Genomic DNA, 14,849 nt, shown 5'->3' with positions numbered 1-14,849 from the left:
TTGGACCTTGCGTTACAAGTCTCATACAACACGCAACGATTTTATAAAAAGTGTTACATTACCGGACTTGGCGATAGTGATATGCCAACTTCTAGGAAGAAGTCTTCGAACAGCTTGTCAAGGGGAGGAATAGGGATAGTAATAGGCGCCTTCATAATGTTAATACTCTTCTTGTTAGCCATGATGATGTTCGTCCAAATAATAAATAGGCAACAAGAAATAGGCATGGAAATGTCTACTCCAAACATAGGTGCTCAAAAGGCTTACGTAGCGGCGCTGTTAAGCGCGGGACTCTGTGCATGTACTTCAAGCACAATTAATGTAAAAGGCCTCCAAGGCTCGTTCGTCAACATAATATATAAAGAGAATGTAAAGCTGCCTAACGAAGTATTGCTAGCAGTAACCATCGCTCTTAATACAACCTTCAAAGAAGGTGCCCATACCTTGAGCCAAGTGATTCTAACGCCTTCCTCGCCGCAATCGAGCGTAACTCTAATCGATCCGAAGACCGGCCAGTCTAGTGTTGCCTTGTTAAAGCTACTATTACCCTTGAACGCCTCGTCCCCTACCTTCGAGCTACTCTATGAAGGCGCCAAAAAGAACGATTGGGAAGTCTTGGTAGACGGTAACTCCACGGGTCTATATGCAATAGCCTCCGTGCAAGTATCGTTAATTGGTCAAACGGATCGAATAGAAAGCATTAAGGTAGATAGCGTAAAGGTAACAACCATTTCAGCAGACGTTGAACTCACGCCTTGCAGATTAACGCTCGCAAACGCAACAGGAGGTTTGAGCATTGCGTCTTTCCAGTTGCAAGGAGGGATAACAACCTCTCAATGTAACTGTACCTGTAAGATAAAGGGATTACCTACCACGCAATGGATTTCCTTAGCAGCCCTATTCGCTAACCAAAAGTGTCCGCCGCCTCCAGACGACAGAACGGCAGTATTCTTCATACCATTCGAATTGAGAAGTACCATCCTTAGGAACGACTTCCCAATAGTTATTCCGGTCAATGCTACGAAGTTAGCAATGGGCGATGGGGCCGGAGGAAAGGGATTCCCGGAAAGGTATCTCGAATTGGCCTATAAGGGCGATCCGAACTTAGAAGAGAGACTTAACTTCTTTAAGAACACTTGCGGACCTGGAGGTTACAAGTGTTCATATATCTACGGCATCATGGCGTGGGTTAAAGATCCTAAGTCGGATACGAAAGTTCTAACTGACTGGAGCTTTACTCCTACTATTGCAACGTTGGATGAGGTCGAATACGGTAGTACTGAGTATTATCGTAGCAGATGGTATTGGTCGATATACTCCCATATCAAGTCGTTAACGTTCTCATCCCCCTACTTAGGCAACGAAGTAATTCTAAAAGATGAAGATGGAAACTTAGTTCCTGAGGTTTACGTTGAATCTAACGGCACTCAATTGAAAGTATTCAATGCGCCATACTACTTGAGCGATCACTGGGGCTTCTTCAGCCCAAGCGTGAAGTTCCAATCTAATTATACTCTATATACGGTGAACGGTATTCCCATCGAGCCCTCTACGCCATCTCAAGTTCCAGCAGGAGACGTTCAATCGAGTGACGAACTTACTATCCAGCCAGAGGAAGTGATTGAATTTGCAGGTAAGGGATTATTCGGTGATGTTATTGAGAAGAAGGGAGCAGATAAGTTAATACTGTATGACGATAACGTAGTCACTGGCAAGACAGCCTATGGTGTAATAAATATACCATTTACTGCAATGATAAACGGAACAGTCTTCCTAGAAGTGACCAGCTACGACGTCGGTTACAAAGTCTTCCTAGACGGTCAACCAGTGTTCTCAAGCTGGATAGAGAGAACCGAGAGAACGATAACCGAAAAAGTATGGAAAATAGAATTAACGAACATGCTATCTCGAGAGTTAAGGGACGTTGAAATACCAATTAAACTACCTTCTGAACTAATAGGAAAACCGATAACCGTAACTGACGAAAACGGAAATCCCATACCTTTCTGCTACGAGGAAGGTATAGTACAAGGACAGCTGAGCTCCTATGGGCCTTGTACCACGGAGCCTTCGCCCAGGGACGTACGCATATGGTTGAGAGTTAGCTTGCCTCCGGGGCCGAGCGCGCTTAGGCTCAACGTAATAGTGGGTACTAACGGTGCTACTGATCCCAAGAACGTGTTCCATTACTACGATAACTTCGACGTCGATATGGGATGGAAGAGCATTGGTGATGGGAGAGTTGTAGTTCCGAACGACGAAGTCGCACCTCTCTATAGTAGAGGTGCCGCGAAGAAGGACGGCGCTTGCGATCCCCAAGGAGGGTACCTAGAGATACCGGACCTAAGAGCTATTCCGGATAGCTTGAAAATCACTATAAGGAACCCGACCGGTAATGCGTTAAACAACGTCCAAGTTAGAATAGAAACGCCGTTTAAGGGAACGAGCGTTTCAGTGAAAACGGATGCCGGCGACTTACCCTTCTGCTACGAAACCTCGACTGGCGAATGCACGACTGACCATACTAAGAGCAACGGTGCCCTTTGGATACTAATAAGCTCTCTAGCTCCCAATGCCAGCATCAACGTAACCGTAACTAGGGGCGAAGAAGGGTTAGTTACCGATCCAAGAAATATATTCTTACTGTATGACGACTTCAATGGTAATTCGCTGGATCCCAATTGGATTTCGGTGAACAACCCCTCTGGGCAATTCAGCATTGAGAACGGTCTCCTAATAATGTGGGGAGATTGGAACGGCTGGTGGGTCAGATCCGAAGGACGAGGAATGGCCTTGGTATGGAGCTCCCCCATAATAGTAAACAATAACGAAAAGATAATAGTAGAAGGAAGGGCCAGAGGACAAGGCAACAGCGGGGATAGAGACCTAGGCGTAATGTTGGTAAGGGACCCCAATCATCCGTACGACAGGTTCATAGGCGTCGCAGCAACCACGACGTATTCCAGAGTGTGGGTAGTGAGGAACCCCAATTGGGTATACGGAGGTTCTAATAATCTAGACGCTAACTCTTGGAGGTTCTTCAAGGTAATTTACGGCAACAGTAGGGCAGATATATACAGATCAACCAGCTACGAAGGCATCCTATCGAACTCTGGAGACTACGACCCAATTACCAATGCACCCAATTGGCAGACCATCTACGTAGCCCTCCACGGCGATTCAGACAGAAATAGGAACCAAGGCAACTCGCAACTAGATTGGATAAGGGTAAGAAAGGAAGCGAACGTTGAGATAAGGTACTTGAACTGGGCTCCCTCAAGAGGCGTAACGGTCGATGAGAATCACGGTTACGTGCTCGAGTTCTTTAACTACAGGCTCAGAGAACACATGAACTGTCCAATAACTAGAGTGGGGCTGGAGGACGATAGTTTCAATGGATTTACCACATACGTTGACTTTAATGGTCAGTCAATCGGTATAGACGAGAGAACAAACGGTAACGCGTACGCCCACAGTTCCGGCGGTATCGACCTAGTAAGGGGGGCGTGGTACTTCACTCAACTAGCGATCTTGCCTCATGAAGTAAAGCTCTTCTTAGATGGACCCACCACTGGTACTTACACGCTAAAGGACACCGAACTAAGGAGGTTACCGAGCACCCAGAGAACGTATACGAGGATAGTAGTTAGGGGAGGATGGCCCTACTGGATAGATGAACTAAGAATAAGAGAATATGTAGATGAGACTAAAGTGTATGGTAGGTTCGTGGAAGAGGTAGTTACGAGAAACGAAACCATGCCTTACGAAATGACGCAGACTATAGCTCTGCCAGTTAAGCCCGGTGCGCACGTGGTAACCATCCACTTCTACGATGCTCTAGATACCGGATACCTAAAGTTCGCGATAACTGATAAGAAGGCCGGAATATTCTATAAGCCTCTACTAAGTGACTATGGCTACGGCAACGCAGCTGGTTGGGTGACTGTAAGGATACCGTTCACGGTCTATCCAGGAGAGACCGTGAGAGGTGGCGTATGCGTTTACGTCAAGTACTGGCCTCTCGAAATATGGTACCAACTAGGAGGTCCTTACATGGGCACTAACTTCCTCCCACCGATCAACGTTAAGCCTTCGAGTACCTACATACCGCCTCCGCAAGGGAACTACGGCGTCTTCTACGCTCCACTAGAAAGAGGCTGTTACGATAACATACACCAATCTAAGACAGACTGTCCGTCTCCATACCTAGTTAACGAACACGGTTCGCAACCGAGCCTCCTAGTAAACATACCGTTCAAGGAAGACTTCAATAGGATATCTTCAAACGAACTGGATATCGGAAAAGCCAATGCTGAGGTCATGAAGGAGGCGGGTAAGTGGAACCTACAAGGCGACGTATACGTAGGCGACTTCGATACCTACTTAAAGAGCCTTGGTTACCCGATTGAAAACGACAATGGAGATATGGAGGTACTCCTCCAAAACGGATTCATAAGGTTAAGCGATTTCGTAATGGATAACATCAGAGAGGATCTATTAAAGCCTTGGGTCGCATGTTTCAATGCACTCATCGCGACTAGGAACTCTTACAGCGGGATAACGAACGTTGGCGGACCTGAAGGAGGCTTTACGTTCAGCTTCTACAAACAATTCGATTACATAGTACCCTCCAATGCCCCAGACTTGTTAGGCTTCTATGGAACCGGCGATAGCTCGGGCTTTGGTGTAGAGTTCGACCCGAGATATACGACAATGGCTCAATTCGATGGTACCAATAGCTATTGGATAGATAATGAACCTCTAGCCCCTCACTATGCACTGATATATAGAGATATGTTCACCAATTGGTTACCGGGAGAGGTCCTAGCTAGGTTCACAACGACGTTCGAAGACTTCCTAAACGCATGGAAGAGAATTTGTGTCATAGTTAAGCCCGAAGACGTTGTAAGTAGAGGAAATGCCTATTTCCAGAGAATGAGCGTGGTAGCGTACGAGATGGATGGAAACGGTAACGTAAATAAAGTCCTACTTGATGCGCAAGACGTAACCAAGGCCACCTATGGTAGTGGAAGCGCTATAGGCCACGACGTCTTCGTCTACGACGAAAACGGTAACGCCGTGAAGTGGTACGTCGCCCTCTTCACTTGCAGTGGTACGACGTGTGCGACTCAAGAACCGAACAACTACAACGAAGTACCATCGAACGCGAACCCGGTCAACCTAGACGGTAGTTACGTTGTAGCTAACGCTAACCCATATGAATTAACTGATAGCTTCCCTATCCCGCTTACGAAAACTCCGGGAACGTCTCTAGTATTCGTCGCTAAGCCCGATCAAGGCGTAACGGTATTCGATGGCCCCTCCGAAGGCTACGTTTACGAGTTCGATTACATAGCGGAAAACATAGTCTGGACCAAGAGAAGTGGTGGTAGTAGTAGCAGTAGGGCAGTAATAGTGGCGGAGTTCCAAGCATCGAGTAATGGAATAGTAGTACTTGAAGCGTACGGAAGCGACTACATAAAAGTATGGCACGAGTATCAAGTGCTTCGAGAAGATGGGAGTACCGAAACTAGAATTGAACCGGTGGTCTCCGGATGGTTCGTAATGGCTGGTAATCCGAAAATACTATGGACAATCTACGCTAGACCCGGCCTCAATAGGATAATTGTGCAGTGGGGCAATTCTTGGTGGGACGAACCAATAACTCTCAAGCTCTATAATGGAGTTGGTAAGCTAGCGTGGAAAGTGAGGCTATTCTATGACGACAACTTCGATGATTGTCCCGGTCGCAACCCCAGAGTCCCGCCCGATCCAAGTAAGTACATCGTGCCGAACGTCAACGTCAATGACGAAATAAGAGAACTACTTAAACCGCCAACCTCTTCAATACCTAACTTCTTCGATAACGGCAACGCTTGGGATCCGGGTAACGTCTACGAAGTGGCCAGCAACGACGAAGACTCTATATGGTTCCAGAGAATTGATCACATCACTGTGGATGGAGAAGAGTATAGATATCCAATAGGCGTAATACAACCACTCGGAACCTCTTGGTTCCTAGGAAGTAACGAGGTTGTTACGTACGACGGCAGATTAAGGCAAATAAGCGGTTGTTACGGCATAGTACCAACTGATGCAGCAACTTACGTAGTATATCAGAGGCCACCCGAGTTAGATGAGGCTGCATTCGTCAGCGCGTACTCAATAGTTCAGATAACTAAGCCTACGACGCTTCAGTTCCAAATAGCTGCCGATGACGCCCAAGCCGTTGCTGTTGCGAAAGTTAAGTACGACGAAGAGCAAGGAAAATGGATAATAATAAGTAAGCCAAGGATCGTCGAGAGCAACTGGGCCTATACACCCGGGAGGGTCAGGACGTTCAGTCTGAACTTCCCAGAGCCAGGCTATTACATTGTCGTGATCTACTTCGCGGACAGTTGTTGCGGAGGAGGACTATACGTAAAGGTAAACGAAGTAGTTAGCGAGCCGAGCTCCGGCTTCTATATCCCACCGGCATGGAGCATCGGGTTCACTTCGAGCGGTAACATTGGGGATCTATCGACCGTTACCCTCATCGATGACTTCAGGCTATGCCAGCCTGGTACTGTAGAGAACTTAACTGAGGTCGCTAAGCTCTGTGCAGCGGACGATTACTACGTCCATGCGCAAAGCGGTGAAATAAAGGTCCTAGTGGACGACGATTTCAATTATATGGCGAACTGGACCGTAATAAAAAGATACGAAGCTCCACCGGGCTCTAACTCCCAACCGAAGCTTGGACTCAAGGCGCTAAACCAAGGAGGGAACGGACTGATAGAGTTAGTGTCAGGTCAGCCGAACCAAGCCAGTGTTATATTAGTCGATCCGAAAATCATGGAGAACATCAGATGGTTACTGCAAGGAAGACCGTGGTTATTGAACTTGAAGTTCAAAGTTGAGGGCGATCCCGAAGGCTTCGCTGTCGCTTTCTACAAGAAATACTATCCGTTAGAGAGCAAGGACTTCACGAGCGTATGGCAAGTGAGACCGTGGGGAGGTTCCGCGCTAGGCTTAATAGCTGGACCTAACAGCGGCTATAGTCCCGGTTACGCAGTAGAAGTAGACTTCCACAGGAGCCAAGCGCCTCCAGTAGAGGCACATAGAGTAAAGAGCCTTGGTCTATTCATGGAGAATAATATTCTGGTGGACGCGCATGTCGCATTAGTGAAGGATTCACCTTACGCACTCATAGGATACCACGCAATCTCACCGTCTTCAATAATAGATGGAAACTGGCACGAATTGACGATATACGTTGATCCTCAATGGTCCGGTAACTGCTACTTCGACGTATCTCAATCAATAGGCGAGTTCAGTTACATGACCTACTGCTTGAAGCCTAACGTAGGCTTCAGCTCCTTCGAGGCGTGTTCGCAAATAGCTACGTGCGGAGGAAAGGTAATGGTGTGGATAGACAACGAACTAGTACTAAATACTAGCGTGGGACTCGAAGGATTCAGTATTCCAGAGGAGTGGTTCCTAGGATTCACTGCCTCTAACTCGGAAGAGCACTATGGTACGGTCAGTATAGACGACGTAATAGTAGTCGCTCCGAAGAGTCCGGAGGTTAACGATCCTAAGAAATTACTAGAACTGGCTCGCAACCCGTGGGTTCAAGCGAACAGCTTCTACGTAGTCTATCTCACTAAGAAGGGATACTACATAGAAGAACCGTGGAGCCGCAGAGGCGCTCTCGAGAGAAACAACCAAATATGGGGTCTAACTGGAAGTAACACCCAACCTCTCGTGAAGTGGCACGTAGAGGTGTACAAGGCCTTCCCCATGGATGCAGACTGCCAATGGGGTCACCAGTGTACCTTCTCTACTCACTATCAACCTCACTGGGAACCGGACTCCCCTGGAGATAGACCATGGTTAGATCCGCAATGGCAGTGTTCAGAGAGCTGTTCGCTTGTCGCTAAGGTGGACGCAACGGTTCCGACTAAGCCGGTAAGCGGTTCGCCTACGACTAGTGATTGGGACTACAGCGTTGCCGTGTATAGCAACGAAACTCTACCAAACGGTGGTCCATGTTGCGCCGCCAATTGGTGTACGAACCCAGAGAGCTACTGGTTAATAGGTAATCCCTTAGTAAAGATACCATATAGAGGGCCTAGATGCTTACTAGATGGGAAGCACTGGGCCTACTACGGAGTAATGAATACAACTATGTACTTCACGCCGGGAACTAAGATCTACATACGCCACGACGATGGAATTAAGGTTTGGATAGATAACAATACAGCACTAGACCTATGGGACCCGACGGCTCCTAGACAAGACTATTACGTCATAGAGGTACCTGAAGGATACCACACCGTTACCATACAATGGTACGACATGTGTAACGGAGGCGTACTACAAGTGCTCGTGGCTACTGAGGAGTCCTACTATCGCTACCCGAGCGACGTAACGCCCATTGGGTGTTGGCACGCCCCTCTAACCCTAGACGACGACTGGGTGTGGTTCAAGGCAACGCCTTCGAGTAGGGAGGACATACCATCGTTCGATCTATCGCAATTCCCGTTCTACGGCGTAAACTGGCTCAACTGGATAGCTATAATGGTTAACGGCGACATGTACTTCAAGGACGATTGCACCCAACAAGATTGGTTCCTAAGGGACTACACGCCCAACTGGAACGAGTTCTTAGGCCACACTGGTATATATCCGTTCTTCAGCGACTTAATAGCTTGGACGAATAGCTTCCTGTATGCGGGATGGCACGGAGCACATATCGAGAAATGGACCCAGTACGGTTACAGTCACGGTCAGAGGTGGGCATCAATATGGTGGGACGAGAGCTTCTATCCATATTGGGAAAACGATCCGTGGTTAAGGGCTAGGTTCGGAGCGACCCTATACGAGAGCGGTGACGTTGTCTTCCACTACGATAGGGCTGACTTAGTATTAGGAGAGAACTGGACTTGGCCGTACATAGCTCTCAACTGGTTCTTCAGTGGAATAACTAGCGGTAACAACGCGGGATGGAGCGCTCTAGTTAGCACTGTGAAATCGTTCGATAGCAATGCCACGCCCGAGAACACTGGCCAACAAGTCGGTATCTTTGCTGACGTATGGAGCGGCCTAGATCTCTTCGATAGACCGAAGAAAGCGGAAAGGCCCGATATGCTGCTAAAGACCGTCAACGATACCTCGCTTGGAGAGGTCAGTTTGAGCGAATGCAGAGCTTACGCCGAACAAGATAACCAAGTTAATTGCAACGCAAACTACGAGAGCTACGCCTTCACTAGCAGCAAGGACGTGCTCTTCCAATATCAAGGTAGCTTATTCACGGTAGTAGGAGGTGCCGAGTGCCTCAACTGTAAGACCCCGGCAATTCAGCCCCCGCCCAGTCCACAGCCAGCAAAGGTAGCCGAAGAGCCGCCGGACTGTTATTGCGTATGCGGGATGCAGAGTCAACCGACGAAGCTAAGCGGTAACGTAACGTCCACTCAAGTAGGATTAATAGCAGTAACGTGTAACATGACTATTCCAATCAAGTAATTTTTCCCTCAGTGGGGGCTTCCGATCACTCCTCTCCCGATGGCGTACTCCTCATCGGGCTAAGCTTAACTAATCCTCAATTCCTAATTTCATCACGAGGAGTGCCTCGGGGATCCACGTGACGCCCGATTATCGGGAGAATGACCCCGAGGTCTCCCGGCCTCTCATTCTATTCACATTTACCAAACGTTTCAGTTTCAGTGACCATTGAAATGTTTTACAGTCTAGAACACCATCGGTGAAAGGTTCGTGGGTTTGATACTAGCATGGATCTTAGGGTTCATCTTTCCACCCTTAGCGATATTACTGTTACCAAACGAGTGTGAAAGGGACAAGATAGGCGACTTCGTAATAGCACTAATCTTGACGTTCTTGCTGATAGTCTTCGGCTGGCTATACGTGTTTCCAAAGATTTCGGCGTGTGAAACTATAATACAGAGTCACTCCACAGCGCTGAGTCCAGCCATTCCACAAACCGTTCCAGTACAGACTACTGGTCAAAGCGTTGGGGCTGCTACTGGAGGTAGCGGCCAAGTAATAGTGGTTAACGTAAAGGGATGATTTTTTAAAATAGGTGAAGGGGTATCCAAGGTTCCTTGCACAATAACCTTCCCGCTATAGCGCAAGCGCCACATATCCCCATTCCGCATTTCACTGGTACTTCCGTACTCCCGTAACCTCTTAAACCCATGGAACGAGCCATTTCGCCTAAGGCCCTCATCATGGGAAGGGGTCCACATGAATAGATGTCGCTCTTAGCGAGATTTTCCTTGAACGCATCTATAACGGTACCTTTAATTCCCTTAGAACCGTCCTCAGTAGCTACTATTACCTCTCCCCCAAGCTCATCTAGAGGTATCAACATCTCTGAGTTCCGAGCCCCATATATTAACTTTCCTCCCCATTCGCGTCTCATGTAAAGCAATGGAGCGACCCCTATTCCACCGGCTATCAAAGTGGGTTTCGAAGAAGGTCTGGGTGCCTCCCTTCCCAAAGGACCCATTAGTCCAACTTTCTCTGCACTATATAACGCCTTAGTAGTTTGACCTCTTATTTGAACTAAGAACTTGAGGGCGCCTTTATCCCAATCGGCTACGGAGAGTGGTATGGCTTCGAACCCCGGCAGCCACACCATGAAGAACGTTCCTACTGGAGGTTTCTCAGCCCATTTCACGTAAATTTCGTATACGTACTTATTGAGTTTCCTTTTCCTCAATACTCCCGATATCTTATATTCGTACTTCAAGTTACGTCACCATGTACTTACTAATTTCTTCCTCTTCGATTATACTCTCACAATAGACACACTGTAATCTAAGCGGATTTTTATTTATGACTCTAAACTTTGAAGCCACTCTAACCTTTTCGTTTCTAGTTATACAAGTAGGATTAGAGCATTTCAATATTCCGGATACCTCGTCGGGTATTTCAACGCCTTTCTTCTCTACGACTTCCCGGTTCTTTATAATATTTATGGTAGCAGTCGGTGCTATTAAGGCTATTCTCCTTATTTGGTCCTCAGATAAATAGAGTCCCTCTATCTTTACTATGTCCTTCCTACCACCTTTCATCCTGTTTGAAGTTACGTTCATTGCTACCAGTATCATTTTACCTTCCTTTCCAGTTATGCCTAGTAGCTTGAGTACCTCCAGGGCTCTTCCTGGAGGAATATGGTCAATTACAGTTCCATTGTTTATTTTGCTTACCTTCATTTCCTTCATCATACCACCCCGTAGCTCCACGCTAGAGCGGCCATCCTAACTGGAACGGCAACGCGTACTTGTTCCAAATAACCGGCGTGTGGCGTACTATCTATTTCGTAATCCAACTCATCGAGCCTAGGCAGTGGGTGTAATACTAGCAAATCGCTCTTGCCTCTCTTCACCAATTCAAGCGTTACTCTATAACTTCCCCTTAATTTCTCATATTCAGCTGGATCGGGGATTCTCTCCTTTTGTATCCTAGTTACATATAAAACGTCTACCATTCCTATAATTTCATTTAAGTTATCCGTTTCGAAAACCCTAACGTTATTTCTCCTTAGTTCTTCCACTATCCATGGGTGTGGTTTCAGCTGGGGCGGTGCAACTATATATATTGATTTAACATTGAACTTAGTAAGAGCCATTAGGAGTGACTTAGCCGTTCTAGCGTATCTCAAATCTCCCACTAATGCGAAACTGAGTCCATCAATGGTTCCGAATCTCTTCTTTACGGTATACAAGTCTATCAGCGTCTGAGTTGGATGGTAGTTACGTCCATCGCCAGCGTTAACGATAGCATGCTTAGCTATTTCCGAAGCGTACTTAGCTGCGCCTTCCATCCAGTGCCTTATTACTAACACGTCACTTAGTTCATCTAAGACCATAACGGTATCGTGAAAACTCTCGCCCTTTGCTAAACTTAACGCTTCTTCCCCAACCGTAGGAAGAACGTTGGCACATAACCTCTTGGCCGCTAGTTGAAAACTTAAGCGTGTTCTAGTGGAAGGCTCGAAGAATGCTAGAGTGACCGTCTTGCCCTCTAGGAGACACCAAGAGCTTTTGTGGAGGCGTTTACTCTCTATTTCAGAAGCAATGTCCCATATTTCCATCATGTCCTTCTTAGATAATTCTCTAGTTGAGATTAGGTGACGCAATAGTTATGCCCGTTACTTCCTAAGACGAACGATTTGCAATTAAATTAAACTGAGGAACGACTAGAACCCGTGGCCCATTTGAGAGGTGCTGCCTAGTGGAAGGAAGTGCGAGATTGGAGCTTCACCTAAGCGTTCCCCTCAACCTAGTCGAGTTCTCGAAAGTATTAGCGAAATACGGTTTATGGAGCGCTAAGGTCCTCCCAAAAGAGGACGGTACATATGAGATACTAAGCATGGAAAATTTGCTAATTGGTTATAAGCCTTCGGAAGATCTCCAGTCAATAGCATATAAAATATACGTTACTCCCGATGCGAAGAACATCATACTGTTTGGCGATATAGATAATTTTAAAGATTATGTAGCCGAACTTATTTCCTTCCTTACTGAGATAAATTACAGTGAAGACCAAATTGACATGTCGACCTTAATAGCAAATGTTCCAATAGAGAACTTGAATTTGAACTTAGGTCTCTTAAGAACAGACTTTTTAGGAGAGTTGATAGTAAACGGCTTAGTAGCGACTTCTGAGGGAAAAGTTATTGCTGTAAGCCCCATGGGAAGTTACCACTTACTCACCGTTACGCTAAGTGGCGAATGGAGGGAAGTTCGACCTAAAGTAATGGTTTTACAACCTCTCATAAGTGAGGTAGTGGAGGTGCTGAGGAAATGGACCTCTCAAAAGTAGAAGTTGTTGCTGCAGACGTAGATGGTACCTTAACAGAGGGAATTTCCTTCGTCTTGGATATAGATGCGATAAAAGCGCTGAGGGAATTGGAAAGATATGGAATAAGGGTCATACTGGTAAGTGGTAACAGCTTCCCTATCGTTGCTACCTTAAAGAGATATCTAGGTACCTCCGCACCTACTGTATTCGAGAACGGTTGTGGCGTAGGAGACTTCAATTGGAGGGAATTGGTGGTAGACGAGGAATTATGTAATGTAGCGAAAGAGGCTGCCGAAATACTACTAAAGGTACTATCTACAAACGGTTGGAAACCTTCCTGGCAAAACCCTTGGAGAATGTGCGATTTCGCCTTGAACTCTCCTACGGGTGAGGTAAAGGAAAGCGATGCCCAGAAGGCTGAGGAAATACTGAGAGAGTTCGGCTACCTAAAGCACGGTATAAGGGTGAAAGCGAGTCGTCACGCGATACACGTAATGCCAGAGAGATGCGGGAAGGGACTAGGTGTAGAGAGGATCTTGAAGAGGTTCGGTATACCGTTAGAGAAGTTGGCTGCCGTTGGCGACGCCGAAAACGATCTCGACATGATAAAATTAGCTGGCATAGGGGTTGCCGTTAGCGACGCACAAGACGTTTTGAAGAAGCATGCTGATATAGTAACCCCGTACCCTGCTGGAAAGGGCTTCGCTTGGTTCGCTAAAGAGTTACTTAAGGCAAGAGGGTTAAGCTCTTAAATTTTCTTATAGTTGGCCTTACCGGCGCTGCGGGGGTGCCCGAGCCTGGCCAAAGGGGTCGGGCTCAGGACCCGATGGCGTAGGCCTGCGTGGGTTCAAATCCCACCCCCCGCACCACTTCACTAAAACTGGGGCTTAGATAATTCATCAAGTATCTTCTTCCAGCATTTCGAATATTTCCCTTCCAATTTCCTATACCTAATTCGTAAGATTCCATTATCTATTCTGCTTTCGACGAGGTTTTTCTCAAGACCTATATGGGCCTTCATATGTCGAGGATTAGGAGAACTGATATTGCATTCTTCGTTGGACCACCTCCCTTTATCTATTACAATATCGCAACCCTTGTTCTCGTTAACGCATTTCCTTTCATAGTCATTAATTTCCGATTCGAGTACGCTCTTGTAGAAGCTACTTAGGTGTGGCGACATTAATTCCATTTCATTGAGACTGAGTCCTTCTCCCTCCACCTCAGCAAGTCTCTGAGTACCAAGCTCGGATTCGTATTTCTTTAAAATGTAATAGCTTAGTGCGAAGGCCTTTAGCAAGGCAACTAATTCCTTACCCTTTACCCTCATAGGTAATTCTATTCTCTTTGAGGATCTATTGATTAAGGTTTTACTTATTAGTCCATTAAAGAGCGTATCTGCGAGGTGCTTTGCTCCTTTCAAATAATCGTAATTGAAGCTGAGTAGATTTCGAGCGATATAAGCCCCCGCCAGGGCCATCGAATAAGCGAAGACCCTGGCCGAGGCTATTGAGTACTTTCTTAGTAAATTCGCATTTACTTTAAATGCGCTATCTAGAACCCTATGATACTCACTAGCTTCCCCTCCCTCAAAAAATCTTGAATCAAGCTTTAGTATGGATTTAGGTGACTCGCCTTTTCTATTTAATTCAAGGGCTACGTCTTCGGCCGCTTCTCGGGGACTTATTAGAACTTCGTCTGTTTTATGGATCGGTATTCGAGGGATTTCGCTTTTCGGAAATGGAAAAGGTAATGGGTTGCTATTATAGAACACTACCTTTACTTCTCGCTGGAGGGTCATGGAATATAACTTAGCCACGTCAAGGACGGCGTCCTTTAGGGAAGCGACTACGTAATTCGGGCCGTGAGAGAGATCTACTACTATTTCATCTGGTTTCCTATTCGATTACCGTCCTTAATAGGTCTAAAACCATTAATGGGTATGCTAACGAATAAGGTTCTACGCTATTTCTCATGAAATAGCTGTATTCCCAATTACCGTACCTACCTACGTTTGGTTTACCGAGAACGTTATTATT

7 protein-coding genes, 1 tRNA gene and 1 pseudogene are annotated in these 14,849 nt (G+C 46.5%); 5 read left to right on the top strand and 4 right to left on the bottom strand.

Translation table 11 applies throughout. The features are described 5' to 3' along the window. The first annotated feature begins 81 nt into the window (after positions 1–81). A complete protein-coding gene (locus EYM_RS04065; RefSeq protein WP_075049794.1) occupies positions 82–9,507 on the top strand; it encodes a hypothetical protein in 9,426 nt (3,141 codons plus the stop codon). 249 nt (positions 9,508–9,756) lie between these two features. Next, entirely contained in the window at positions 9,757–10,068 is a 312-nt protein-coding gene (locus tag EYM_RS04060; RefSeq protein WP_075049793.1) for a YqaE/Pmp3 family membrane protein, read from the top strand. Positions 10,069–10,072: 4 nt separating this feature from the next. On the opposite strand, the gene EYM_RS04055 is transcribed toward EYM_RS04060, so the two are convergent. The 3 genes from EYM_RS04055 to pyrB are packed head-to-tail and all read right to left on the bottom strand — an operon-like array spanning position 10,073 to position 12,145. Next, positions 10,073–10,753 (bottom strand): hypothetical protein, encoded by a 681-nt coding sequence (locus tag EYM_RS04055; RefSeq protein ID WP_075049792.1) that lies wholly within the window; start codon positions 10,751–10,753, stop codon positions 10,073–10,075. A gap of 1 nt (position 10,754) precedes the next feature. Beyond that, the gene (gene pyrI, locus EYM_RS04050) at positions 10,755–11,228 is read right to left on the bottom strand and encodes an aspartate carbamoyltransferase regulatory subunit (protein WP_075049791.1); all 474 of its coding nucleotides are present in this window, start codon (positions 11,226–11,228) and stop codon (positions 10,755–10,757) included. Continuing rightward, a complete protein-coding gene (gene pyrB / locus EYM_RS04045) occupies positions 11,228–12,145 on the bottom strand; it encodes an aspartate carbamoyltransferase (protein ID WP_075049790.1) in 918 nt (305 codons plus the stop codon). The genes pyrI and pyrB overlap by 1 nt, the downstream gene beginning before the upstream one ends. Before the next feature lie 95 nt (positions 12,146–12,240). On the opposite strand from pyrB, the gene EYM_RS04040 reads away from it, so the two are divergent. The 3 genes from EYM_RS04040 (at position 12,241) to EYM_RS04030 (ending at position 13,679) form a co-directional block, all read left to right on the top strand. Further along, complete coding sequence (locus EYM_RS04040; RefSeq protein ID WP_075049789.1) at positions 12,241–12,831, top strand: hypothetical protein; 591 nt, start codon at positions 12,241–12,243, stop codon at positions 12,829–12,831. After that, positions 12,813–13,562, top strand: a complete 750-nt coding sequence (locus EYM_RS04035; RefSeq protein WP_075049788.1) for a phosphoglycolate phosphatase — start codon at positions 12,813–12,815, stop codon at positions 13,560–13,562. The genes EYM_RS04040 and EYM_RS04035 overlap by 19 nt, the downstream gene beginning before the upstream one ends. Positions 13,563–13,591: 29 nt before the next feature. Further along, positions 13,592–13,679: transfer RNA gene (locus EYM_RS04030), tRNA-Leu, on the top strand. A gap of 5 nt (positions 13,680–13,684) precedes the next feature. Here EYM_RS04030 and EYM_RS04025 read toward each other — a convergent pair. Next, a pseudogene (locus EYM_RS04025) lies at positions 13,685–14,698 on the bottom strand (hypothetical protein); the annotation flags it as partial. Between the last annotated feature and the right edge of the window lie 151 nt (positions 14,699–14,849).

Source organism: Ignicoccus islandicus DSM 13165 (assembly GCF_001481685.1).
Lineage (GTDB): Archaea > Thermoproteota > Thermoprotei_A > Sulfolobales > Ignicoccaceae > Ignicoccus > Ignicoccus islandicus.
The sequence above is the reverse complement of the archived record's forward strand: the minus strand, read 5'-3'. Positions and strand labels throughout refer to the sequence as shown.

Excerpts from the sequence above, each read along its gene's own strand:
- EYM_RS04035 (WP_075049788.1), top strand. The coding sequence starts at position 12,813 with ATGGACCTCTCAAAAGTAGAAGTTGTTGCTGCAGACGTAGATGGTACC.
- pyrI (WP_075049791.1), bottom strand. The coding sequence starts at position 11,228 with ATGAAGGAAATGAAGGTAAGCAAAATAAACAATGGAACTGTAATTGAC.
- EYM_RS04065 (WP_075049794.1), top strand. The coding sequence starts at position 82 with ATGCCAACTTCTAGGAAGAAGTCTTCGAACAGCTTGTCAAGGGGAGGA.